Annotated in this window: 29 protein-coding genes; 24 read left to right on the top strand and 5 right to left on the bottom strand. The window is 44.3% G+C overall.

Annotation, left to right across the window (positions count from 1 at the left end):
• Positions 1–105: 105 nt before the first annotated feature.
• From ACH6C1_RS08670 to ACH6C1_RS08650, 5 genes are all read left to right on the top strand, one after another.
• Positions 106–1,359: a tetratricopeptide repeat protein gene (locus ACH6C1_RS08670; RefSeq protein WP_374076377.1), complete on the top strand. Its 1,254-nt coding sequence runs from the start codon at positions 106–108 to the stop codon at positions 1,357–1,359.
• A gap of 44 nt (positions 1,360–1,403) precedes the next feature.
• Positions 1,404–1,973, top strand: a complete 570-nt coding sequence (locus ACH6C1_RS08665; RefSeq protein ID WP_095222668.1) for a ReoY family proteolytic degradation factor — start codon at positions 1,404–1,406, stop codon at positions 1,971–1,973.
• Positions 1,974–2,125: 152 nt separating this feature from the next.
• Positions 2,126–2,710 (top strand): lipoprotein heptaprenylglyceryl N-acetyltransferase LhaT, encoded by a 585-nt coding sequence (gene lhaT, locus ACH6C1_RS08660; protein WP_366249822.1) that lies wholly within the window; start codon positions 2,126–2,128, stop codon positions 2,708–2,710.
• Between the two features lie 70 nt (positions 2,711–2,780).
• The gene (locus ACH6C1_RS08655; protein ID WP_366249821.1) at positions 2,781–3,101 is read left to right on the top strand and encodes a sporulation protein YpjB; all 321 of its coding nucleotides are present in this window, start codon (positions 2,781–2,783) and stop codon (positions 3,099–3,101) included.
• Positions 3,102–3,167: 66 nt separating this feature from the next.
• Positions 3,168–3,854, top strand: coding sequence for a zinc metallopeptidase (locus ACH6C1_RS08650; RefSeq protein ID WP_095222671.1), 687 nt, complete (start codon positions 3,168–3,170; stop codon positions 3,852–3,854).
• Between the two features lie 27 nt (positions 3,855–3,881).
• Here ACH6C1_RS08650 and ACH6C1_RS08645 read toward each other — a convergent pair whose 3' ends face one another.
• Together ACH6C1_RS08645 and ACH6C1_RS08640 are read right to left on the bottom strand one after the other, a co-directional pair.
• Positions 3,882–4,406 (bottom strand): type 1 glutamine amidotransferase domain-containing protein, encoded by a 525-nt coding sequence (locus ACH6C1_RS08645; RefSeq protein WP_366249820.1) that lies wholly within the window; start codon positions 4,404–4,406, stop codon positions 3,882–3,884.
• Positions 4,407–4,472: 66 nt separating this feature from the next.
• Positions 4,473–5,345 carry a YitT family protein gene (locus tag ACH6C1_RS08640; protein WP_095222674.1) on the bottom strand — a complete coding sequence of 291 codons (873 nt, stop codon included), beginning with the start codon at positions 5,343–5,345 and terminating at the stop codon, positions 4,473–4,475.
• A gap of 144 nt (positions 5,346–5,489) precedes the next feature.
• Here ACH6C1_RS08640 and ACH6C1_RS08635 point away from each other — a divergent pair, with 144 nt between their 5' ends.
• The 15 genes from ACH6C1_RS08635 to nth all read left to right on the top strand — a co-directional run bounded on the left by ACH6C1_RS08635 (position 5,490) and on the right by nth (position 18,921).
• Positions 5,490–5,840, top strand: a complete 351-nt coding sequence (locus ACH6C1_RS08635) for a nucleotide pyrophosphohydrolase (RefSeq protein ID WP_366249819.1) — start codon at positions 5,490–5,492, stop codon at positions 5,838–5,840.
• On the top strand, positions 5,833–6,639 hold the full coding sequence (gene dapB, locus ACH6C1_RS08630) for a 4-hydroxy-tetrahydrodipicolinate reductase (protein WP_374076372.1): 807 nt from the start codon (positions 5,833–5,835) through the stop codon (positions 6,637–6,639). The genes ACH6C1_RS08635 and dapB overlap by 8 nt, the downstream gene beginning before the upstream one ends.
• A 10-nt stretch (positions 6,640–6,649) precedes the next feature.
• A complete protein-coding gene (gene mgsA, locus ACH6C1_RS08625) occupies positions 6,650–7,063 on the top strand; it encodes a methylglyoxal synthase (RefSeq protein WP_093728366.1) in 414 nt (137 codons plus the stop codon).
• Complete coding sequence (gene bshA, locus ACH6C1_RS08620) at positions 7,060–8,187, top strand: N-acetyl-alpha-D-glucosaminyl L-malate synthase BshA (protein WP_374076370.1); 1,128 nt, start codon at positions 7,060–7,062, stop codon at positions 8,185–8,187. The genes mgsA and bshA overlap by 4 nt, the downstream gene beginning before the upstream one ends.
• Positions 8,184–9,353 carry a CCA tRNA nucleotidyltransferase gene (locus tag ACH6C1_RS08615; protein WP_374076368.1) on the top strand — a complete coding sequence of 390 codons (1,170 nt, stop codon included), beginning with the start codon at positions 8,184–8,186 and terminating at the stop codon, positions 9,351–9,353. Before bshA ends, ACH6C1_RS08615 begins: the two co-directional genes overlap by 4 nt.
• Entirely contained in the window at positions 9,337–10,317 is a 981-nt protein-coding gene (locus ACH6C1_RS08610) for a biotin--[acetyl-CoA-carboxylase] ligase (protein ID WP_374076366.1), read from the top strand. The genes ACH6C1_RS08615 and ACH6C1_RS08610 overlap by 17 nt, the downstream gene beginning before the upstream one ends.
• Positions 10,318–10,321: 4 nt before the next feature.
• Positions 10,322–11,152, top strand: a complete 831-nt coding sequence (gene panB / locus ACH6C1_RS08605) for a 3-methyl-2-oxobutanoate hydroxymethyltransferase (protein WP_374076364.1) — start codon at positions 10,322–10,324, stop codon at positions 11,150–11,152.
• Positions 11,153–11,154: 2 nt separating this feature from the next.
• The gene (gene panC, locus ACH6C1_RS08600) at positions 11,155–12,024 is read left to right on the top strand and encodes a pantoate--beta-alanine ligase (protein ID WP_374076362.1); all 870 of its coding nucleotides are present in this window, start codon (positions 11,155–11,157) and stop codon (positions 12,022–12,024) included.
• A gap of 17 nt (positions 12,025–12,041) precedes the next feature.
• Positions 12,042–12,428, top strand: a complete 387-nt coding sequence (gene panD, locus ACH6C1_RS08595; protein ID WP_093879685.1) for an aspartate 1-decarboxylase — start codon at positions 12,042–12,044, stop codon at positions 12,426–12,428.
• Positions 12,429–12,506: 78 nt separating this feature from the next.
• Complete coding sequence (gene dinG / locus ACH6C1_RS08590; RefSeq protein WP_374076359.1) at positions 12,507–15,272, top strand: ATP-dependent DNA helicase DinG; 2,766 nt, start codon at positions 12,507–12,509, stop codon at positions 15,270–15,272.
• Positions 15,273–15,472: 200 nt separating this feature from the next.
• Positions 15,473–15,646, top strand: a complete 174-nt coding sequence (locus tag ACH6C1_RS08585; RefSeq protein ID WP_093728373.1) for a YpmA family protein — start codon at positions 15,473–15,475, stop codon at positions 15,644–15,646.
• Positions 15,612–16,142 carry a cell wall elongation regulator TseB-like domain-containing protein gene (locus tag ACH6C1_RS08580; RefSeq protein ID WP_374076357.1) on the top strand — a complete coding sequence of 177 codons (531 nt, stop codon included), beginning with the start codon at positions 15,612–15,614 and terminating at the stop codon, positions 16,140–16,142. The genes ACH6C1_RS08585 and ACH6C1_RS08580 overlap by 35 nt, the downstream gene beginning before the upstream one ends.
• 39 nt (positions 16,143–16,181) lie before the next feature.
• A complete protein-coding gene (gene asnS / locus ACH6C1_RS08575) occupies positions 16,182–17,474 on the top strand; it encodes an asparagine--tRNA ligase (RefSeq protein WP_095222684.1) in 1,293 nt (430 codons plus the stop codon).
• A gap of 69 nt (positions 17,475–17,543) precedes the next feature.
• Entirely contained in the window at positions 17,544–18,251 is a 708-nt protein-coding gene (locus ACH6C1_RS08570) for a DnaD domain protein (RefSeq protein ID WP_366249810.1), read from the top strand.
• A 16-nt stretch (positions 18,252–18,267) separates the two neighbouring features.
• Positions 18,268–18,921: an endonuclease III gene (gene nth / locus ACH6C1_RS08565; RefSeq protein ID WP_374076354.1), complete on the top strand. Its 654-nt coding sequence runs from the start codon at positions 18,268–18,270 to the stop codon at positions 18,919–18,921.
• A gap of 51 nt (positions 18,922–18,972) precedes the next feature.
• Here the strand turns inward: nth and ACH6C1_RS08560 are convergent, their stop codons facing one another.
• Together ACH6C1_RS08560 and recU are read right to left on the bottom strand one after the other, a co-directional pair.
• Entirely contained in the window at positions 18,973–21,600 is a 2,628-nt protein-coding gene (locus ACH6C1_RS08560) for a transglycosylase domain-containing protein (protein ID WP_374076352.1), read from the bottom strand.
• Complete coding sequence (gene recU, locus ACH6C1_RS08555) at positions 21,600–22,208, bottom strand: Holliday junction resolvase RecU (protein WP_374076350.1); 609 nt, start codon at positions 22,206–22,208, stop codon at positions 21,600–21,602. The genes ACH6C1_RS08560 and recU overlap by 1 nt, the downstream gene beginning before the upstream one ends.
• Before the next feature lie 92 nt (positions 22,209–22,300).
• On the opposite strand from recU, the gene ACH6C1_RS08550 reads away from it, so the two are divergent.
• The gene (locus ACH6C1_RS08550) at positions 22,301–23,260 is read left to right on the top strand and encodes a DUF2515 family protein (RefSeq protein WP_374076348.1); all 960 of its coding nucleotides are present in this window, start codon (positions 22,301–22,303) and stop codon (positions 23,258–23,260) included.
• Between the two features lie 18 nt (positions 23,261–23,278).
• Here the strand turns inward: ACH6C1_RS08550 and ACH6C1_RS08545 are convergent, their stop codons facing one another.
• Complete coding sequence (locus tag ACH6C1_RS08545) at positions 23,279–23,389, bottom strand: spore protein (RefSeq protein WP_141234138.1); 111 nt, start codon at positions 23,387–23,389, stop codon at positions 23,279–23,281.
• Positions 23,390–23,491: 102 nt separating this feature from the next.
• Here ACH6C1_RS08545 and ACH6C1_RS08540 point away from each other — a divergent pair, with 102 nt between their 5' ends.
• Genes ACH6C1_RS08540 through ACH6C1_RS08530 form a run of 3 tightly spaced genes read left to right on the top strand, consistent with a single transcriptional unit; the run spans position 23,492 to position 24,591 of the window.
• Positions 23,492–23,743, top strand: coding sequence for a hypothetical protein (locus tag ACH6C1_RS08540; protein WP_374076346.1), 252 nt, complete (start codon positions 23,492–23,494; stop codon positions 23,741–23,743).
• A gap of 45 nt (positions 23,744–23,788) precedes the next feature.
• Positions 23,789–24,178, top strand: a complete 390-nt coding sequence (locus ACH6C1_RS08535; RefSeq protein ID WP_374076344.1) for a DUF1798 family protein — start codon at positions 23,789–23,791, stop codon at positions 24,176–24,178.
• Positions 24,175–24,591 (top strand): cytidine deaminase, encoded by a 417-nt coding sequence (locus tag ACH6C1_RS08530; protein WP_095222691.1) that lies wholly within the window; start codon positions 24,175–24,177, stop codon positions 24,589–24,591. Before ACH6C1_RS08535 ends, ACH6C1_RS08530 begins: the two co-directional genes overlap by 4 nt.
• Positions 24,592–24,604 lie beyond the last annotated feature (13 nt).

Genomic DNA, 24,604 nt, shown 5'->3' with positions numbered 1-24,604 from the left:
AACAGGGAATCAGACTTTTTTGCTGTTCTAAAGCTATTGCTTTAGGTTACACTGAAGACAGATGGATAAGCCGAGAGGCGTGTAAATAGAAGGAAGTGTGAAAAAATGGAAGAAATAAGAAAAGCAATAACTTATATGGAGAATGATCAGCCACAGGAAGCGGTGGATACATTAGAGGCTTATTTACCGGCTGCCAATGAGGAAGAGAAATTCACGATAGCAGAATTATATATGCAGTGGGGCATGCATGAAGAAGCAAAAGCAGTCCTGCTTCAGCTCGAGCAAATGTTCCCGGATGAGATGGAGCTTAAAATGATGCTTGCTGAACTTTTCATTGATCTGAATGAAGACCAGGAAGCAATTGATAAGCTGGATCAGATTGTGGAGGATGAGGACTATTTTATCCCAGCTCAAATGCAGCTTGCTGATTTGTATGAGGCGCAGGGTTTATTTGAGGTCGCTGAGCAAAAGCTGTTGGCAGCTAAACGATTCGACCCTTCTGAACCTGTCATTGATTTGGCATTAGGAGAGCTTGCTTTATCGACTGCATCCTACTTGAAAGCAATCACTTATTATGAAAAAGTCTACGAAAAGCAGACTGTCATGGGTGATATCGATATCGCCCTTCGCCTCGCAGAAGCTTATGCTGCTACAGGTGAATTCGAGAAAGCATTGACTTATTACCAGGAAACAGATGTCGATGATGTGGAACAGCTGTTCAGTTTTGGGTTCACGGCCTTCAAGCTAGCCAGATACGATATTGCTATCAGTACATGGGAGAAACTTCTTAAAGAGGAAGCGGATTATCTGTCTGTCTATGAGTATCTTGCCAAGGCCTATGAAGAAGAGGGATTGATGGAGAAGGCATTCGAAACGGCAGAAAAAGGTTTGTCATTGGATGAGTATAACCAGAAGCTCTATTTCACTGCGGGCCGTCTTGCAAGACAGCTTGGCAAAAATGATCGCAGCTATTTCCTTATTCGTCATGCAATTGCACTCGACCCGGGTTATAAAGAAGCGATTCTCTATTTGATTGAGAATTTCAAGCTGGATGAAGACCACGAGGCTATCATCGAATTATTGACGCATATCTTGGAAACAGATGAAGAAGATGCAGCGTACCGTTGGGAGCTTGCGCGTGCCTATAATGAAACTGAAATGTTTGATGAGGCATTAAAGGCATATGGGGAAGCATATACTAACTTCAAAGATGATAGCGATTTTCTAAAAGAATACGGATATTTCCTATTGGAAGAAGGGAGGATGCAAGAGGCTGTCGAAATACTAAAAGAGTATCTTCGCCTGGAGCCATCAGATATCGAAGTAGAGGAGAATATCAACCGGCTCTTGTCTCAATAAATGCATTGAATTGAAATCATTTCGCTTTCTGGGAGGGGGCACATATGAATATTTCCGTTACCATGCAGGATAAGAAGACGTTCATTCGCTGGTTCTTAGATAATTACCAATTGAAGCGCAGGGAAAGTGTCTGGATCTTGAACTACTTGATAAATCATGATTCGTTTCTTGATAATGTGCATTTTATCCGTGAAGCAAGATTCAGTCCCAGAGGAATCATCATATCCGCCCATTGTTCTGAAGAAGTGCCGTTCCGTTTCTACAAGGACAACATCGTTACAACCGATGCAGAGAAATCATTCCATGATATACGCATGAACAAGAAAGATCCTGTCTATATTCAACTCAATTTCAAGAATTCCCATCAAAGTATGGAATATGTCGCAGTGCTGGAAGACAATCCTTTCTTGCCGGAAGATCATTATGTGACGAAAGAAGACCGGCAGCTGGCAGCGAAACTTCTTGATGCGTCACACCATCAATACAAGAAGAAGAAGCTGCAAGAAGCAATTGATTTAGCTCTTGATAAGAGAGACGAAGATAAATTCAGGTTATTAAGCAAGGCGATGCGGCAATTGAAAGAAGAAGCTGAAGACACAATTGAACACATTTAATTAGATGCGCTGTTATAGCGCATCTATTTTTTTATCTTTCTAGTTAAAAATTTCAATAGAGAAGAAAGATTCTGCTAAAATAAAGTGACTGCTTCTTAAGAAGCAGGCTGGAATACATAAAAGAAAATACTTCATGAAAGGAAATACACAGAATGTATCGTCTTCTATTTCACCGTTACAGCATGCTGATATTGTTTATCATTAATCTTATTGGGACGATCTATGGGTACATATGGTATGGCTGGCAGCTTGAGATTACACCGGCGATTTTCCTTCCCTTTGTACCGGATAGTCCGACAGCCAGTCTCTTCTTCACTATCTTCCTTGGGTTATACCTGATTGGAAGACAAAATGGCTATATCGAAGCGCTGGCAGTTGTTTCATTATTCAAATACGGTATATGGGCGGTCGTCATGAATTTGCTCACCATAGCCGTAGCAGGGTCACTTTCCTGGCAGGGGTATATGCTGATTGCCTCTCATTTGGGAATGGCGATTCAAGGCCTTTTGTATGCACCGCTTTACCGAGTGAAGTTACGGCATCTTGCTGTAGCTGCTATCGTCGTTTTACATAATGATATCATCGATTATGTATTCGACATGATGCCTATTTACGGCAACTTGATGGACTATAGCGATAATATCGGCTATTTCACTTTCTGGCTCAGTATCGTTTCCATCCTGGTTGGATACATAGCCACGCAGCGAAAATCATCTTTACGAAATCTAAACAAATAAGGCACATACCGACATACAAATACGTTTTTAAGCATAGGCTGTAGGAACATTTAAAAAAGAGGGGATGCTTATGAAAAAGCTGCTTCTCGTCATTGTTCTGACAGCCTCTTTTTTTGTACTTGCCAATCTTGCTGAACTACTTCTGCAGCCGCATACAGAGGCTCTGTCGTCATCTTCCGACAAAACAGGTCAAACGTTTGATCAACAGTTCGAAGCGCTTCCTGCATATTTGTACAGTGTTACCGTGCCGGACAAAAACAGTTATGGAACAGGACGATTCTGGGGAATACTTGGTATTAGTGCAAGCATTGTAGGAACACTTGTTTATGTTGGTTATAAGAAGTATCGAGCTGAAAATGACAAAAGTGTGAACAACGATCCTAATAGTTGATTTTTTTCGAATTTTTGACTAAAATTGACCTTAATAAGTTCCAAATATTTTTATGGAGGAATGTATATGTCACTAGGTGCTTATATAATCTATATAGCACTTCTTCTGATTATCCCTTTATGGGCTCAATCGAAGGTAAAAAGCACGTATAAGAAGTATTCGAAAGTAGAAACGTCATCTCTAATGACAGGTGCACAGGTCGCAAGAAAGATTTTAGATGATAATGGAATATATGATGTGCAAATTGAAGAAACACGCGGTATGTTATCTGATCACTATGACCCGCGTCATAAAGTAGTTCGTTTATCCACTGACAACTACCATGGTCACAGCATGGCTGCAGCAGCGGTTTCCGCCCACGAGGTTGGACACGCAATTCAGCATGCAGAGGGATACGGATTCCTGAAGTTCCGTACAGCGCTTGCTCCGGCAGCTGCATGGGGCAGCAACCTTTCCATGTTCCTAATCATAGCAGGTGCTATCTTTGGATCCCTGCAATTCGTCGGACTTGGTATTGCGTTCTTTGCTATCGCAGTATTGTTCCAGGTTGTTACTCTGCCGGTCGAGTTCAATGCTTCTAATCGTGCAATGACACAATTGGTTTCAACAGGAATCATCCGGAACGATGAAGAGCGCTCAACTAAAAAGGTTTTGAACGCGGCAGCAATGACTTACGTTGCGGCAGCTCTAGTAGCTGTAGCCGAGCTTGTACGCTTCATCCTTATGTTCTTTGTCAGCAATAACGAAGATTAACAAAAGGCATCCCGAGGGATGCCTTTTTTATTGTGCTTGTATGACCTTGATCAACTCTCGGAGGTAGTCGGGCAGATCAGGCGGCCGTCTGCTGCTGACAATATGACCGTCTACGACAACAGCTTCATCATGCCATATCGCTCCTGCATTCGTCATGTCATCTTTTATTCCAGGAGTACTAGTGACATTTACACCTTCCAATATGCCGGCAGAGATAAGCACCCACCCAGCATGACAGATTTGACCGATTGCTTTCTTATGTGTGTGGAAATGACGGGTGACTTCCAATACACTGTGATAGCGGCGAAGTTTATCCGGTGACCATCCGCCAGGGACGAGCAAGGCATCATATTGATTCGGATCAACTTCATCAAACGTCAAATCAGAAGTCGCTGGAACCCCATACTTTCCTTTATAAACAGTATTTGCTGACTCACCCGCTAAATACACTTCCGCTCCTGCTTCGCGCAGCCGAAGTATTGGATACCACAATTCCAGATCCTCGAAATCATCACTGACAAACGATAGTATTTTCTTTCCAGTAAGTTCCACGATCTCACCTCTCTCGTTTATTCTTCTCCACTTTACCAATTCAAGTATCAAAATGCATGCAAAACGTCAGTCGGTATTATACGGTTTTTTATTTTCATCCAGTGTAAACCCTTCCCCCATCACATCATGCACCTCGCTAAGGGCGACAAAGGCATGTGGATCGACTGAGGTGATAATCGCTTTCAATCGGACAATTTCGTTCCGGGCGACGACACAATAAAGCACATCACGTTTTTCGCCTGTGAAGCTTCCTCTGCCATCAAGGACCGTTACACCCCGGTCCATTTGCTTTAGTATCTGATTGGCTATATCTGCACTCTGACTCGAAATGATAGTTGCACCTCTTGCCGAGTAGGCGCCTTCTTGGATAAAGTCGATGACTCTAGCGCCAACGAAGACGGCAACGAGTGTATACATACCGCGGATCAGATCAAGATAGGTAAGAACCGATGTGACAATAACAACGGCATCAAAGAGAAACATCGTCCGTCCCATCGTCCAGCCGGCATACTTGTTAGCCAGTCGGGCAATGATGTCGACTCCTCCGGTTGTACCGCCGAAGCGGAAGATGATACCGAGACCGACTCCTATGAATACGCCAGCTAAAAGTGAAGCAATCAGCAAATCGTTGCCTAAGTCAATATTAAACGAATATGTCTGGAATAAACGCAGGAACAAGGAAACTGCCACTGTCCCGATGATTGTATAAACGAAAGTTGTCCGGCCAAGGAACTTCCAGCCGATCAGGAACAATGGAATATTCAGCACCAGGTTCATAATTGCTGGATCCCAATCGAATTCGAATAGTAAAATAAGCGTTATCCCGGTGAATCCGCCTTCCCCAAGTTTATTGGCGATATTGAAATGGACGATACCGAACGAAAAGATAGCCGCGCCTAACAGAATGAACAGGATGTTCTTTATACGCAGTCTGAACATAATCTACCTCCTAAGATGACAATTCCTTCTATATTATAGACAACTATCCTTATCCCTACAAATCTGTCAGACAGGTAAAAACATTTGTCAAATGCCGTATTTTTAAGCTAACATGGTAATGATATAGCGAAAGGAAGATCGCGAATGAATACTACATATACGACAAAGGAAATACAAGCACGTGTCGACGCTTATATTTCCCAATTCAAAGAAGGTTATTTTTCACCGCTCAGCATGCTTGCCAGAATGACGGAAGAAGTAGGAGAGCTTGCAAGGGAAGTGAACCATACATATGGAGAAAAGCCGAAAAAAGCTAGTGAAGAAGCTAATACAGTAGCAGATGAACTCGGAGATATTATATTCGTGATGACATGCTTTGCTAATTCCTTGAATATCGATCTATCGGAAGCATTCGAAAAATCGATGACGAAATTTGAAACAAGGGATAAAGATAGATGGACGAAGAAGACACAGGAGGACATACATAATGACTAAAGATACGATTAAAATTATTGTAGCGGGACCAAGAGGCAGAATGGGGTCGGAAGCATTGCAGCTTATCGATCGGACGGCTCATTTTGAGCTAGTGGCAGCAATTGACCGAAAAAACGGAGGAAAGCGGATCAGTGATATCGAAGGTTTGCCAGCGAGCGATGCGTTCATTTACGAAGATGCTGCGGCGTGTTTAGAGGAAGCGGAGGCAGATGTACTTATCGACTTGACCATTCCGGAAACAGGCTACAAACATATGAAGCTCGCTATTGAACATGGTGTGCGTCCGGTAGTCGGTACTTCTGGTTTTACGGAAGAACAAGTAGAAGAGCTAGGGAAGCTTAGTGAAGAAAAAGGCATCGGAGCAATTATTGCACCAAACTTCGCAATTGGGGCAGTACTTATGATGCAATTCGCCAAGCAAGCAGCAAAATACTTCCCAACAGTAGAAATCATTGAAAAGCATCATGATCAAAAACTGGATGCCCCAAGCGGTACGGCTGTGAAAACAGCTCAGCTGATCCAGGAAGTACGCGAACCAGCAAAACAAGGACATCCGGATGAGAAAGAGACGATAGCTGGAGCACGTGGTGCAGACGTGGACGGCATGCGGATTCACAGTGTCCGTCTCCCAGGACTCGTTGCACACCAAGAAGTTATTTTCGGTGCACCAGGCGAGCAATTCACAGTTAAACATGATAGTTTCAACCGCGCATCCTTTATGTCAGGTGTAGAGCTGGCAGTGGACCGTGTCATGAAGATGGACATACTTGCATACGGATTAGAAAATATATTGGAATGAGGCGATAGACATGCATATTGCTTTAATTGCCCATGATAAGAAAAAACCTGAAATGGTCCGTTTTACGGTCGCATATAAAGAAATGCTGAAGAAACATACCCTGTATGCTACAGGCACGACAGGCACTCGCATCAAAGAAGCAACAGGATTACCTGTGGAATTGTTCCAATCGGGCCCGCTTGGAGGCGATCAGCAGATTGGTGCAAGGATCGCAACGAATCAAATGGATCTGATTATCTTTTTCAGGGATCCACTCACTGCCCAGCCGCATGAACCTGATGTAAGTGCACTAATGCGCTTATGTGATGTGCATCGTATTCCGCTGGCAACCAATCTGGCAGCGGCCGAAATATTTATTCGCGGATTGGACCGTGGAGATTTCGATTGGCGCAAGATCATACGCGATCGTGAGCCGGAGCTATGAAAAAGCTGAAAATCGGTATCACTTGTTATCCGACGCTTGGCGGATCGGGCGTCATTGCAACAGAACTCGGAAAAAAACTAGCTAAAAAGGGACATGACATTCATTTCATTACATCCAGTGTCCCTTTCCGGCTGGATATGCTGCTTCCGAATGTATTTTTCCATGAAGTCGAGATGAGTCATTATCCTGTCTTCCAATACCCGCCATACGATTTGGTGCTGGCTAATAAAATGGCTGAAGTAATCGACGAAGAACAGCTCGATATCCTGCATGTCCATTATGCTGTTCCGCATGCTATATGTGCAATCTTAGCTAAGGCAATTGCCAAGCGGGATGTAAAGATTGTCACTACCCTTCACGGAACGGATATTACGGTGCTTGGAATTGATAATGGACTGCGCAAAATGATCATTCATGCAATTGAAGAGAGTGATGTCGTCACAGCGGTATCACAAAGTCTCGTAAAGCAAACAAGAGAAATGCTTGATGTCACTAGCCCAATCGACGTTGTCTACAACTTTGTCGATGAAGAAGTGTATCGTCCGGCAGATGTGTGTGACATAAGGCAGCAATTCGGTATCAAGGAAGATGATAAAGTACTCGTACATATAAGCAATTTCCGTAAAGTGAAACGTGTACAGGATGTTGTACAGGTTTTTTCGTATATACAGGAGAAGCTGGATGCCAAGCTGATGCTAATTGGGGACGGACCCGAGTATTCAGATATTCTGCGAGATGTGCAGCAGCGCGGTCTTGAAGATAAAGTCCTTTTCTTAGGTAAGCGCAATAATGTTGCTGCCCTGTTAAATATGGCGGACATCATGCTGCTTCCTTCTGAAAAAGAGAGCTTCGGTTTGGTTCTTTTAGAAGCAATGGCCTGTGGGGTGCCATGTATCGGAACAGATGTCGGCGGCATACCAGAAGTTATCCAGCACGGTAAGAATGGTTTTATAACCCAGCTGGGAGATGTAGAGCAAATGGGTTCCTTTGCAATGGATTTGCTGACAAATGAAAGGCTGTGGCAGCAATTTTCCGAAGCATCCATTCAGTATGCTGCGGAAAACTTCCATTCTGATCAAATTGTTGCTCAATACGAAGCAATATATGAAGAGGTTTTGCAATGAAGATATTTGAAAAAGCTTTCCGGGTCATACAGCAACTCGAACAGCATGGTTATGAAGCATATCTGGTCGGAGGTGCGGTGAGGGATTATCTTATCGGAAAAGCTGTCGGCGATTTGGATATTGCTACGTCAGCTACGCCGGATCAGGTAATAAAAGTCTTTGATAAAGTCATACCAATTGGTATCGAACATGGAACTGTTCTTGTGCGTTTTGAGCAGGAAAGCTTCGAAATTACAACCTTCCGAACAGAAGGTGCATATTCTGATTACCGGCATCCTGATAGCGTGAACTTTGTGACCGATGTAACAGCTGATCTTGCACGTAGGGATTATACAGTTAATGCGATAGCGATGGCCAGAACAGGGGAGTTAGTGGATCCTTTCGATGGCAGGAGCGCTATCGAAAAGAAGGAGCTTGTTACGGTAGGTCAGGCCTTTGATCGTTTTCAAGAAGACCCTCTGCGTATGATGCGCGGTGTCCGGTTTGTTTCTCAGCTAGGGTACAAATTGGATCATGATGCACGAAAAGTGATGGAGGACCAGCGTCTGTGGTTAGCACGTATTGCAATTGAACGTGTAGCGATTGAAATGGAGAAATTATGCCGCGGCAAACATGTGAAGACAGCTGTGCAGCTCCTGCAGGATACGGGATTATGGAAAGCAATGCCGATTTTTAAGGATCATCCTGAGCTGATGGGTGAGCTATCCAATAAAATTGTGCCTCTCGGCAGTTTAGCAGAATGGGTCGCGCTTTGTTCTTTATTAAGCACAAGGCCAGTGCTTGATTGGGTAAAAGAGTGGAAGCTCTCCAATGCTGTCAAACAAGACGCTCAAAATTTGGTGCGCTTACTGCAAAGCGACCTGGATGCTTGGGCGGTATATCAGTTGCCAGATCATCTGGATACTGGCTACTGCCGTCTTGTGAAGATTTATAAGGAAATAGATATTCAGGATGAGTTATCAACTTTGAGAAATTCACTTCCGATTCGAAATAGTTCGGAGCTGGCTATTTCCGGTTCTGACTTGATCAGCTGGTTCCCTGAAAGAAAGAAAGGAAGCTGGATCCGTGATCTGCTGCTCGCTGCGGAAAAAGCTGTGGTGGAAAACAGGGTGCCAAATGATAAAGAGCAGCTGAAGGAGTGGGTCTACCATGGACACGACACGTAATCGTCTTATAAGAATTCTCCAGGAACATAAGACGTCGTATGTTTCTGGCCAGAACCTATCCGATCAGCTCGGTATCTCAAGGGCAGCAGTCTGGAAGCATATGAAAGCGTTGGAAGCAGACGGCTATGAAATAGATGCTGTTCCTCGCAAAGGATACCAAGTTAAGCGATCGCCAGACAAACTCAGCAAAAATACACTGAACTGGAAGCTGGATACAGAATGGATCGGACGCAAGATCATCTTTGAAGAAGAGCTTGATTCTACCCAAGTTTTGGCGAAATCTTTGGCGGATCAAGGTGCAGTTCACGGAACTGTTGTCATCGCTGATCAGCAGACAAGCGGTAAGGGAACAAAAGGGCGCAGTTGGCATTCACCAGCCGGAACCGGTATATGGATGAGTTTAATCATCCGGCCTGAATTCGGACCCCGGGAAGCAGCACAGCTGACGTTGGCTGCAGCGGTTGCCATCACACGCGTATTCCGCCAGAACGATATTGATGCTAGCATTAAATGGCCGAATGATATCTATCTGGGCGGCAAGAAGCTCGCTGGAATACTGACCGAAATGCAGGCAGAGCAGGATTATATTCAGCATATCGTACTGGGTATCGGAATCAACATCAATCAGACTGCGGCGGAATTAGCGCCGGATATCCGCGATAAAGCAACATCATTACGTATCGAGACAGATAAGGAATGGAAGCGGCAAGAGCTCATTCATCTGATTTGGAAAGAGTTCGAGGACGTCTATTCGCTATACATAAAAAAAGGTTTCCACATCATCAGGAACGAATGGATGCAGTATGCTTTACGACTCGGGCACCGTGTGAAAGCAACTACTCCATCAACTGTCTTTTATGCAGTTTTCAAGGGAATCGGGGAAGACGGCGAGCTTATCCTTGAAAATGATGATGGCAGTACACAGCGTTTGTATTCAGCTGAATTGGAATGGAGAGAGGAGTAACGAAATGAAAACAAGACTCGATTTTCAGAAGATGAAAGAAAACAACGAGAAAATCACGATGGTCACTGCCTACGATTATCCAACGGCAAAATTGGCGCAGCAGGCCGGTATCGATATGCTTCTTGTTGGCGACTCATTAGGAATGGTCGTACTCGGATATGACTCCACCATCCCGGTAACAGTGGAGGATATGATTCATCATGGAAAAGCCGTCACTCGCGGTGGAAACGATACGTTTGTTGTAGTAGATATGCCATTTATGACGTACCATGTATCGGTTGAGGCAACTATACCGCAAGCGAAACGCATCTTCCAGGAAACCGGAGCACAGGCTTTGAAGCTGGAAGGAGCAGATCAGGTCATCCTGGACAGCATCAAGGCATTAGCAACAGGTGGTATTCCAGTTGTCGGTCATCTTGGTCTGACACCGCAGTCAGTCCATATACTCGGGGGATATAAAGTACAAGGGAAAAACGAACAGACAGCAAAACAGCTGCTGGAGGATGCACGCAAAGTTGAAGCAGCCGGAGCGATTGCAGTCGTGCTGGAGTGTGTTCCAAAGCAATTGGCCGCACTCATCGCCAAAGATATTTCTATTCCGGTCATCGGAATTGGTGCCGGTGCAGAAGTAGACGGACAAGTACTTGTCTTTCATGACCTAAGTCGGTACGGTGTTGATCGTTTGCCGAAATTCGCTGTTAGCTATGCAGATCTAAATGAAACAGTTACGAATGTCTTCTCCACATATAAGGAAAATGTAAAGAATGGTATTTTTCCGAATGACGGACAGAGTTTTACGATGGACGAAGCAGCATTACCTAAACTAGGAGAATGAATATGAAGATCATTTCGACATTAGAAGCGTTGCAGCAAGAAAGAAAGCAGCTGGCGAAAGAGCAGAAATCAATTGGTTATGTAGCTACGATGGGCTTTTTGCATGAAGGGCATCAATCCTTGATGAAGCGCTCCAAGGCGGAGAACGATATCACCGTGCTTAGCATTTTCGTAAATCCGCTGCAATTTGGTGAGGGCGAGGATTTTGAGACTTATCCGCGAGATGCAGTCCGTGATCAGGCTGTCGCGGAAGCAGAAGGCGTCGATATCGTCTTCATGCCAGAAGCAGCGGACATGTATCCAGGCAGCAGTACAATCAAACTGCATGTTGCTGACAGAGTAGACGTGCTCTGCGGCAGATCAAGACCCGGTCATTTTGATGGTGTGGTTACTGTCTTATCGAAGCTTTTCCATTTGATTCAGCCGGACAGAGCGTATTTCGGGCTGAAGGATGCACAGCAAGTAGCAGTTGTACAAGCTTTGGTGCACGACCTTAATTTCCCGCTGGAAGTGGTTCCGGTACCGACTGTGCGCGAGGCAGACGGATTAGCGAAAAGCAGCCGCAACGTCTATTTATCAGAGGAAGAGAGAGAAGAAGCTCCAGCTATTCACCGCGCACTGCAGCAAGCTAAACAAAGCATCCAAGATGGAACAAAGGATCCTGAAAAAGTAGCATCTGCTGTAAAAGAATTTATAAACAGCCAAACAAGTGGTAGAATAGACTACGTTGAAATTTTGTCATATCCGGCCTTGAAGCCAGTCAGGGAAATAGATGCACGCATCATCATTGCTGCAGCTGTCTATTTCGACAAGGCAAGATTGATCGACAATATAGTATTAGAAGCTGATGGCTCCATCATGGACCGTTTTTAATATAGGGGGATAATAAGATGTTTCGCACAATGATGAAGGCGAAGATACATCGTGCTCGTGTCACGGAAGCAAACTTGAATTATGTTGGCAGTATTACGATCGATACGCACATTCTGGAACAAGTAGGCATACTTCCTCATGAAAAAGTGCAGATTGTGAACAATAATAATGGAGCACGTCTCGAAACATATGTCATCCCCGGTGAACGGCATAGCGGTGTCATCTGCCTAAACGGTGCTGCTGCACGTCTTGTACAGAAAGATGATGTAGTTATCATCGTTTCCTATGCCATGCTATCTGAAGAAGAACTGGCTGACTTCAAGCCAAAGATCGCCCTGATGAACGAAGATAATACAGTTCAGGAAATCATCGAGGAAGAACCGCCGCTTACTGTTATGATGTAACGGCATAAAAGAATCGTACGATAAGACTCTTATCTGTGATAAGAGTCTTTCTTTTCTAAGCAGTATGGAGGGTGGAGTATGGAAAAATTTGTAGTGGTGGATCTTGAAACAACAGGACATGCGCCGTCGAATGGCGATAAAATCATAGAGGTCGGGATTGTCGTCATCCAAGGACGTGTGATCACAGATCAATTTCAGACGATGCTGGATCCCGGTATGCCGATTCCACCTTTCATCTCCCAACTGACAGGTATTACGGATGAAGATGTAGCTGGTGCTCCGCAATTTGAAGATGTAGCAGAAGAGATTTCTGCTTTCTTCAAAGATAGCTATGTGGTTGCTCATAATGCGAATTTTGATTTGCGGTTTCTGAACAGCTCTCTGGAAGAGGCGGGACTAACTCCAATTCAGCGCCCAGTGCTGGATACTGTCGAGTTGGCGCGTATTCTGCTGCCAACGGCGCCGAGCTACAAATTAAGTGTTCTTAGTGAGCACCTTTCTTTTGAACATGATCAGCCTCACCGTGCGCTGTCCGATACGCTTGTAACGGCAGAACTCCTGCTGTCTCTTCTTGATGAGCTAGGAAAGCTGCCTTATGAGACAATTTCTCATCTACTAACACTGGAACGCTCATTGAAGAGCGATTTACGCGGCTTACTTGAGTATCGTTTGGAGGAACTTGCATTCGAGGATACACAAGATGATGGGCTTGAGGTTTATCGAGGGCTGGCATTTCGGAAAGTCCAGGAAGAAAATGATACTGTATCTGTTATTACGCAATCTTTCGGTGAGATGGCGGATCAGCTGTATCAAAAGAGTGGCTGGCTTTCAGAGGGAATGAAAGGCTATGAGCCGAGAAAAAGTCAGCTGGAGATGAGTGAACAGATCTTTGATGTTTTCCAATCAAATAAACACGCTCTCCTGGAAGCGGAAACAGGTACCGGAAAGTCACTTGCTTATCTTTTGCCAGCAGTATACACAGCAGTAAAAGAAAAGAGTCGGATCGTTATCAGCACTCATTTGACTCAGCTGCAGGCACAATTGATGGACAAGGAAATTCCGCTTTTACAGCGTATTCTGCCGTTTTCCTTTAAAGCTGCACTGCTGAAGGGAAAGCAGCATTATTTAAGTCTCAGCCGCTTCGAATCAGAGCTTCAGCAAACAGCAAATGATAATTATGATATCGTACTTACAAAAGCGATTTTACTTGTATGGCTGACAATGACTGAAACTGGTGATATTGATGAAGTGAATCTGCCTTCCAGCGGGAAGCGATTTTTCCTGCACATGTCTGCGGATGCAGAGGATACGCAAGATCCATTTTCGCCATGGTTTTCCCGTTCGTTTTACCAGCGGGCAAAAAAAGCAGCATGGCAGGCAGATGTGATTGTGACGAACCATGCGCTGCTTTGCAGCGATATGCAAGAAGAATACCAGCTCCTGCCATCGTATCAGCGAGCCATTATCGATGAGGCACATCATTTCGAGGCGACAGCCGCGAAGCATTTTGGATTGGCATTGGATTATGTCAGCATCCACCATATGCTGTCTCATGCGAATAAAGTATATGAGACAGCAACGGATGAGCTCCCAAATACACAAGCAGAGATGCTGATTTGGCAAAGTTTATGGGATCAGACGAAAGAAGAAGCAGATGACATGTTCCGCTATATCCATGATTTTGTCTTGTCCCAGCATAAGAAGAAGCTCGGAACCAACGACATCGGCAGATTACAGCTGCGGCTCGAGGATGTTCGGCAGACAAAGCAGGTCCTGGTAATAGCTGAAATGAGCAACAGATTATTATTTGGTGTGCGAGACTGTATCCACCATTTGCTTCAGCTGACAAAATCCGCTGATAAGCAGGGGGATAAGAAGATTGCTGATTCCATTCGGAATGCAGTGGATCAGCTGCAGACAATCATTGATGCGATTGAACGGATGTTCCTTATGTATGACGATGAGGAAGTGAAATGGATAGAAGTCGATATGTACGGCGCGCGCAACGCTGTTTACTTGTACAGTGAACCATTAGAAATTGCAGATTTGCTACTGGAACATTTCTTTTCGGAAAAGAAGAGTGTTGTGCTCACAAGTGCAACTTTAACAATGAAGCAATCGTTTGCTTTCATTCAGGAACAGCTAGGCTTGGATGAACACACCGTAACAAGACGTTTCGATTCTCCTTATTCTTATCAGGAGCAAGTACAGCTGCTCGTCCCAAATGATTTTCCGGATGTGCGAGGCAAGGATAACTATCCTTTCATTTATGCGGTTTGTGAATCGATTTTGAGCCTTGCTGCCATTACGGATGGGCGGATGCTAGTATTATTCACTTCCTATGATATGCTGAAAAAAGCTTATGGACTTGTGAAGGAACTGACAGAGGATCAGGATTATACTTTGATTGCTCAAGGTATTACGAGCGGCAGTCGTGATCGGCTGAAAAAGAATTTCCAAAGCAATAAGAAGGCCATCCTGTTCGGAACCAGTTCATTCTGGGAAGGCGTCGATATTCCTGGAGAAGATTTAAGCTGTCTCGTCATTGTAAGGCTGCCATTCCAGCCTCCAGATCATCCAATTTATGAAGCAAAGGCAGCCAAATTGAAGGCAGAAGGAAAGAATGCCTTTATGGAGCTTGCATTGCCTAATGCAGTCATCCGCTTTAAGCAAGGATTCGGCAGGCTGATTCGGTCATCCAGTGATAGAGGGATTGTGTTCGTTTGTGATGACAGGATGATGAAGACAAGATATGGCAGTTACTTCACGGCTTCGATACCAGATGTACCCACACATTATAAGAGTACAGCTGAACTTTTGGAGCTAGCAGAGGAATGGCTATAAAAAAAGTGCGCCACTAGGACGCACAACTGCTGGGGAGAAGGAAGATTTTTGTTGAAAAAACTTTGAACTCGTCTTAGAATTACACCAGTACAACTGGTATAATAAGAATTGGATTGCTTCTCAACATACATTAGTTTGCTGCAGAAAGCCATCTCTATGAGTAACAAATCATGTAAATGAATTGCTCGGAGGTAACGATGATGGAAAATAATAAGATGGAGACATTGTCCACTGTACGTGTACAATACAGCAGCGACCTGTACAAGCTGGTTGACTCACTGAACCGTACACTGAAAGAGAAGGACTTAATGTTCGGATTAGCATTGGATGAGGAAGATCATGATACGGCGATATTCACGATTTACCGTACCTAAATGGGCAAAGATCTCAATTATCAGTGCTTTAGCAGTTTTGATCATTGTCCTCGGCTGCGGTATATACGTTTATAGCACAGCACAAAATGCACGAACAGAGGGCTTTGAAGCTTCAGAGGACTTTGCACTTGATAATACGGATCTTGAAACCGCAGATGAAGTGACACGATTCAATGGCGAACATGTATATCATGTCGTCAAAGGCAAGCAGGCTGATGGAGAAGATGCTATCGCTTATGTCAAAAAGGGCGAGAAGGATCCGAAGCAGATCATTTTTACTACAGATACTGCTGATGAACAGCAAGCAGAAAGCAGCTGGCAGTCAGCGTGCGGAGCGGACTGTGAATTGGATGATGTCCGGCTTGGATTGTACGATGATGCACCAGCATGGGAATTCACATTCCGCGATGGACAGGATCGCCTCGGCTACAGTTATTACACACTAGATGGTACCGAGCAGCTGGAAAGCTATGCTCTATCCAACCAATATCAATAATACAACTACATATGTAGGACAGACAATGGAGGGTTCTTTTTGAAGACAACGATCGCAAAGCTTAGTGAGCATGTAGGAGAAGAAGTAACAATCGGAGCGTGGCTCCGCAACAAACGTTCCAGCGGTAAAATTGCATTTTTACAGCTGCGTGACGGAACTGGATTTGTACAAGGTGTCGTCGTCAAAAGCGACGTATCTGAGGAAGTGTTCCAGACAGCCAAGAACATGACACAGGAAACATCCCTTTATGTTACAGGAAAAGTAGTAGAGGACAGCCGTTCTTCCTTCGGTTATGAAATCCAGGTCAGTGATGTGGAAGTAATCCATGCAGCAACAGATTACCCGATCACACCAAAAGAGCATGGAACTGAATTCTTGATGGACAACCGCCATCTGTGGCTTCGTTCCCAAAAACAGCATGCGGTGATGAAAATCCGTAATGAAATCATCCGTGCAACGTATGAATACTTCCATGAAAATGGCTATACGAAAATCGATCCGCCAATTCTGACAGGTTCCTCTGCAGAAGGTACGACGGAATTGTTCCATACAAAATACTTCGACGAAGAAGCATATCTATCACAAAGCGGACAGCTTTACATGGAAGCAGCTGCAATGGCATTCAACAAAGTATTCTCCTTTGGTCCGACATTCCGTGCAGAAAAATCCAAAACTAGACGTCATTTGATCGAATTTTGGATGATTGAGCCGGAAATGGCTTTTGTTGAGCACGAAGAAAGCCTGGAAATCCAGGAGAACTACATCAGTCACCTAGTTGCTTCTGTACTGAAGAACTGCAAACTGGACCTTGAAATCCTTGGACGCGATACAGAGAAATTGGCTAAAGTTACTGCGCCATTCCCGCGCATCACGTACGACAAAGCGATCGAATTACTGAAGGAAAAAGGGTTTGATGATATTGAGTGGGGCGAAGATTTCGGAGCACCGCATGAGACTGCGATTGCTGAAAGCTTCGACAAGCCAGTATTCATCACGCATTACCCAGCTGCAATCAAAGCATTCTACATGAAGCCAGATCCGAATCGGGAAGATGTCGTGCTTTGTGCAGATCTGATTGCTCCAGAAGGCTATGGCGAAATCATCGGCGGATCTCAGCGTATCGATGATCTTGAATTGATGGAAAAACGCTACGAAGAACATAACCTGACTAGCGATGCGTACAACTGGTATTTGGAATTACGCAAGTACGGCAGTGTACCACACTCAGGCTTTGGTCTTGGTCTGGAGCGGACAGTCGCTTGGCTTTCCGGAGTGGAGCACGTTCGCGAAACTATACCATTCCCGCGTCTTTTGAACCGTCTATACCCATAATAAATAGATTTCCTGACGATCCCTTGTCGAATGACGAGGGATTGTCCTATTAATGGAAGGAGAACCCAGATGAATAACGACTTGAATTACCAACGAATGCTGGGAAATCCATTTTCCTTTCCCGGTATTTTGATGAATAGATATGTATCCCTTGGCTTGAATGAAACGGAAATGATGGTCATTTTGCATATTTGCTTTTTCCAGCAGCAAGGTATCATGTTTCCGACTACAGATCAACTTGCCAAAAAAGTAACGCTTTCCGAAAGAGATGTAGCCTTAGTTTTACGCAAGCTGGTTCAGCGTAATATGCTGCAGATTGAAGATGTGCAGGAAGAAAACGTGCGAAGCCAAGCTTACAGTCTGAACGGATTATGGCATCTCGCGTTTGCAGAAACCGTGTATCCTGAACCTGAAAAGAATACAGACAAAGAAGAAGAGGCTGCAATATTCATTCTTTTTGAGCAGGAATTCGGCCGACCATTGTCACCTTTTGAAATAGAAACGGTCACATTATGGCTCGATGAAGACATGCAGCCGCCATCCCTCATTAAAGCTGCTTTGCGAGAAGCAGTACTGATGAGTAAATTGAATTTCCGCTATATAGATCGTATTTTGCGTGAATGGAAGCGTAAAGGTATCCGATCCGTAGACCAGGCTCGCAAGGAAAGTAAATCATTTCATGAGAACCAGCGGCCTACGGCAGCTGCAGTACGTTCAGAGCAGCAAGCACCAGCCCGCGATGTAAGTATTTACTATAACTGGCTGGAAGAAGATTGAGGAGGAAAAGCATACAATGCTGAACAAAACACAGATACGACGGGCATTGGATGCGATGCGAGACATGTTCCCGGAAGCAGCATGTGAACTGGTCCACCGTAATCCATTCGAGCTGGTGATCGCCGTACTGCTGTCTGCGCAGTGTACCGATAACCTTGTCAATAAAGTAACGAAAGATCTGTTCGAAAAATATAAGACACCGGAAGACTATCTAGCTGTTCCGCTTGAAGAGCTGCAGCATGATATTCGTTCTATCGGTCTTTATCGCAACAAGGCGAAAAATATCCAGAAGCTTTGTCAGACGCTGCTTGATCAATATGACGGAATTGTACCAGACACACGTGATGAACTAGTCAAGCTAGCTGGAGTAGGGCGCAAGACAGCCAATGTGGTAGCATCGGTTGCTTTCAACGAGCCTGCCATTGCTGTAGATACCCACGTTGAGCGTGTATCCAAACGGCTCGGTTTTTGCCGCTGGAAGGACAACGTAACCGAAGTAGAAAACACATTGATGAAAAAGGTACCACGTGATGAGTGGAGCGATACACATCACCGCATGATCTTTTTCGGACGCTACCATTGCAAGGCAAGAAACCCTAACTGCCTGGCATGTCCCTTGAACGACATTTGCCGGGAAGGCAAGAAACGTCTGAAGGCAGAAGCAAATTAAAAGACAGTCACTCCAGATTGAAGTGACTGTCTTTTTTTGTTTGATATTTTGTTATTGCTGCTCGTTTGTATTACCTTGATCAGTTTCCGATTCAGTATCTCCGCCAGTATCCGAATCCGGATTGTCTCCATCAGGATTATCTTCTTCCTCGGTATTGCCGGTTTCCCCGCCTTGATCAGAATTGCCATTGCCATTACCGTTGCCGTTGCTATTCTCATTACCGTTACCATTACCATTGTTCTGGTCACTGTTTTCATCGGCGTTTTGGTCTTGATTCTGTTCATCATTCTGATCTTGGTTCTGCTCGTCCTCATTTTGCTGATCTTCATTATTCTGATCTTGCTGATCCTCAGCATTTTCATCAGGATTTTCTTCTTCTTCAGCATTTTCTTCTCCACCAGGGACGGTGACAGAAGTTGATTTTGCCTCACTAGTCTCACCATCAACTGATGCTGTAACTGCAATGTTGTAGGTTTGTCCAGCTTGAACGTTATCAATTACCGCTGAAGTATCAGATGTGGATGTCGAGCCGCTTGGATCGGCACTTATACTGAAGTTTGCATCGCCATCGTAGTTCCAGCTGATATTAATGCTGTTGCTTGCTTCATCATAGCTTGCAGAAAGTCCGGTAACCGGAGCTATTTCTTCTTCTTCATATCTTTCTGATGTAGCACCAGGAAGATTACCCTTCAGGAATAATTCCGTCAGGATTTCAGAAGAGGGGGTGCCAGCACTAGGAGAAGCAGCAGGGCGAGAGCCTTTTTCGACTTTCGCCTCCACTACGCTGCTGGGTTTTTTAAAGCTTTCCGTGTCCTTACCTTCATGGACTTCTGTCATGATTTGCTTGAATAGCTGTTTTGCAACATTCGTTCCAATTACACCGTTTCCGTCCTGGATTACTGTACTACCTTTATCGTTACCAGTCCAAACAGAGAGGGTGTAATTTGTTGTCAAGCCATTCATCCAGGAGTCAGGACTTCCTTCTTGGTCTTCTAGATTGGTTGTACCAGTCTTACCAGCAATATCCAACCCCGGCACATTTGCTAATGTTCCGGTACCTTCTGTCATAACAGAACGCATCATGTCTGTTACCATATAAGCTGTTGATTCGCTCATCGCTGCTTCAGATTCTGGTTTCATATCCAACGTACTACCATCGCTAAATTCTATTTTCGTAATGGCATATGGCTCCGTGTAGATACCTTCGTTACCAAATGCTGCATAAGCGCCAGCAATATCAATCGTATGGAACTGAGCTGCTCCACCTATACTATCTCCATTTTTGATACCATCCGGAAATTCCAGACCCAGACCATTCGCGAATTTCTCTGCGTTTTCTGCACCAACAGCTTGGAATGTTTTTATTGCTGGAATATTGTATGATTTCGCCAAAGCAGTTCTTGCGCTCATCCAACCATGGAATCGATCATCATAGTTACCAGGAGTCCACTTACCAATAGTAAGTGGTTCATCATTAATTTGTTCATACGTAGATGTATAAACACCATTTTCAAATGCTGGTGCGTAGTCAAGAATCGGTTTCATACCTGATCCCGGCTGACGACCATTTCCCTGGATAGCATAGTTGTAACCGCCAAGTTCGTTGTTTCGATTACCGCCAATAGCCCGAATTGCTCCGCTCTTAGTATCGAGTAGGGTAATACCAGCTTGCAGTTCTTCATTGGGCCAGACAATGCCGCTGTCTTCGCTAAGTGCATTTTCCACAGTGTCTTGCGCATCCGGATCCAAAGTTGTATAAATCTTCATGCCATCTAGATGAAGATCGGTATCTTCAAAACGCTCGCTAAGCTCTTTTTGTACTTGATCAAGAAAAGCTCCATATTTATTTGACTGTGGCTTCTTCTCAGTAAGTAAATCCTCAACCTTTGTCTTTTTCGCTTCATCTGCTTCTGCTTGGGTGATTTTCCCATGCTGTACCATTAAATCAAGAACAGTGTTCATACGTTCCTGAGCAAGATCGGGATTCTCAAATGGGTTGTAAGCAGTAGGTCGTTGTGGTAGCCCGGCAAGCAAAGCTACTTCAGGCAGTGTTAAATCATTCAAGTCATCTTTATCAAAATATGTTTCTGATGCTGTTAATACACCATTTGCATACTCCCCGTAAAAAACTTTATTCAAATACATTTCTAAAATTTCTTCCTTGGAGTACTTTCGATCAAGCTGGAAGGCAAGCCACCATTCCTGTACTTTTCGTTTGATTGTCTTTTCCGGAGATAGGAAAGAGCGTTTGATGACCTGTTGGTCGATCGTACTTCCGCCTTCTGCCCCAAATCCATTCTTAAAGTTGGAAATTAATGCGCCGCCGGTACGAATGATATCGATTCCGTTATGTTCAAAGAATCGGGAATCCTCTGTAGCAGTTACTGCATCGATCAGCTGCTGCGGCAGATCGTCATACGTTACTTTTCGTCTGCTTTCCGAACCTAATTCCGCAAATTCATCGCCATTCATGTCATAGACGATATTGGAAGCAGGGTCGGTTAGTTTTTCTTCGTCCAGCTTAGGAGCTGTAGCAGCGTAGTAAGCAAATACACTACCACCTGCGATAACACATAATACACCTATTAATACAATCGTAAGTAATATTTTCTTCCAAATAGGTTTTTTCTTCTTTTTCTGTTTTCTTCTTGATGCACGAGATTGGCCCTTTTCTGCCATTACTCCTCTTCCTCCGTTCTAAAATGAAGCTGGTCGATAATGTGTAAGTAATCGACCTTTGCCTGATACTTCATTGGAATCAGAAATCCTTGCTCACAAATCACTTCGTAGGGAATGGATTTTCTGCCTCCATCATATTGACGTTTCCACCACGGAAAAAGTTTCTCTGCTTCGAAAAAAAATGTTTGATTATGTGCGGAAAAACGCATAATGACGAAGCAGATAGCCCCATGGCTGCATACATGCTCCATGTGGGAAATCTGGTGCTCGTGGAAATTGGAGAGCGGGAAACTGGTCTTGTTTTTAGTGACCTTGGCTTCGAAGTCTACATATTTTCCGCGATATACGCCATTATAATCCGTAGTGGATGCTTGTTTGAAATACGCTTCTTTAATGACCGCTGCACTTCGTTTTGGATAGTCGACCTGGACAATCTGCACTGGGGTAGGTTTTTTGTGGATGATAGCCTTTTGCTGAGCGAGATAATACTCGTTCGTCTCATTGATATCTTCCTCTAAAGTCATCCCTCTATTGCCGAAGTCGACAGGCTGTGTGAGCCTCGATGCAGCAGTTTGTCTGATGATCTTTTTCCCGTTAGGATATTGCACGGTTTCTCCCCCCACTATAGGAATGATCATACCATAATCCTTAGAATACTTCACTTTGTGTCTGTAACTCAACTGAAAAAAGGGGCAATTCGATGACAATTACTGACATAGCACAATTGCTTTCTTCCATCGAAGAGAAAACAGCCGCTGCAAACTTAGATAATATCCGAAGAACGATGGCTTATCAAGCTTTTTATGAACGGAATCCAGAGATAAAGTGGGCATTCCTGGCTTCCATGGTTTCTAGGAACGCTGGCTGGAATATGACAGATTTACATTTGGATATGTTTCAGGACTTACTGTCAGCACGTATAAGAAAACAGCTTTTTTCTCTTTACGAACGTGCCAATTGGCTCATCTTCTCTGATGCTTATCCGCAGTTGCTGTTGTATGAGTCACATAAAAAAGGACAAATTGACATGATCGCACATCTTCATCATTTTCGTGTGTCTGCTTTTATGGAAGAAACGTGGAAGCAATTCATAAAAGAAGGTGACATGCAGCAACTGCTGTACTGCCTTATCGTCAACGAACAGCATGTCATCGGCTCGCCTGTCATCGTCCAGCCGTTCTATAAAAAGCATGTATTCAGCCGCTGGCCATATCAGCTTCAGGATTTTTTTCGTTTGAATACTGTGTTCTTCCCGACAATGGATGGGGAGTTGTATGGACTGTATGCTCACCATTTTACAAGCGTGGATGAACGAATACAGATGGGGAAGAAGTTGAGCCAGCTCCTTTTTGACGACCAGCTTTATCCCGCATTTGTACAATTTGCCAAACGCGTTCCTTACACGGGGTCTCGAGATGATTATGAGCGCTATGGCAGATTTAGAACCATCGGCAGTTGTCCATTACGAGCGTGCTATCCAGTCATTACACACAAAGATATTATTCGTACGGACTGGTACAGATATGGGGGCATCAAACGAAGTTGGCTGACCCCTGAGAAAAAAAAGCGTCATCGTCCAACCGGAACCGCCTTTTATTGGAAGAGGCGACTGATGAAGATTGCGGCATTGATCAAGAAAAAAAGCAAAGCGATCAATTGACCGCTTTGCTTTTTACACTTATATGGAAGGACGGTTTGGTCCATCAAGCTTTTTATCATACCCGTCGCCGGCAGTGCGGGCTGTCGGCCGTTTCTGGCCAGTCGATGTCTTTCTTTCCTGCTTTTTCATCTTTCACCCTCCTTTATAGTTAGGATGAGCGAAACAGCTCTGAATCATGCGAATGTGCCCGTATTTTTTGTTGTTTTGTCAACTGTGCAGGAGAAGTCTTAAATGGGCAGAAAAAGTAAGGAAAAAGGGGGCATACGGATGAACAAGCAAAATGGTGTGACCAAAGAAGAATTGCAGCTGGCTCTGTTCCAGCTGACTGGCGCATATCGGAAATTGGACCAAAGACTCACCGTACAGGCGAACCGTTCCAGGACGACGTTAAAACAGCCTTTGATTGAACGAGTGCTCCGAGCAGAGTCCCAGCTGGATAAAAAGCATGATAAATGGAATCATGAGCATGGTAAATTAGCCTGACTGCTTGTATAATAGAACAACACGAAAAGCAGAGAAGGGGTTATATTGACTACATTACAGATATATAATAAGCAGCTATCCGACTTGATGGCACGTTTGAAAGAGCGCTTCCTTACGCATGAGCCTCCAAGCGAAAAGCACGATAAAGCATTTTTTGAAATGGTCAAGAAGGAAACAGAACCAATGTATCTGCTGCTTAGGAAGTGGCATCAGGCTGCGGAGGAATTTGTCCAGCAGCGCGAGGTCAGTGTGCATCCGCAGCAGGTAAAGTCTACAGAAGAAAATGTCCATTTAATCATTCTGCATAGTTATTACATAGACATCAAGTCAGAACGATATATGGATTATCACCAATCAATCGGCTACGTCATCCAATTGCTAGATGAAGATTTGGACCGAATTGAAGGATACAACGGAGAGGGAGAAAACAAATGACGAAAGAAGAATTGATTAATCTGGCTAAAGAAGCAAGAGAACGGGCATATATACCTTATTCTAAATTTGGAGTAGGTGCTGCAGTACTGACAAAGGCAGGAAAAGTTTATCAAGGATGCAATATCGAAAATGCTGCTTATCCAGTTACATGCTGTGCTGAACGAACAGCAATTTTCCAAGCAATTGCAAACGGCGAAAGGGAGTTCTCTGAAATCGCAGTTGTTGCGAATACAGAACGTCCAGTTCCGCCTTGCGGATCTTGCCGCCAGGTAATGGCTGAATTCTTCCCGCAGGATGCTGTCATCCACATTTCGAACATGAATGGCGTTTCAAAGACAGTTACTATGGAAGAGCTGCTTCCGTTTTCATTCCAGCCAGAAGATCTCTACTCTGACGAAAAAGCTGCGCAGTAACAATCGACACTGA

This window comes from Terribacillus sp. JSM ZJ617 (assembly GCF_044383785.1).
GTDB lineage: Bacteria > Bacillota > Bacilli > Bacillales > Amphibacillaceae > Terribacillus.
This window is presented reverse-complemented; position numbering and strand designations above follow the sequence as displayed.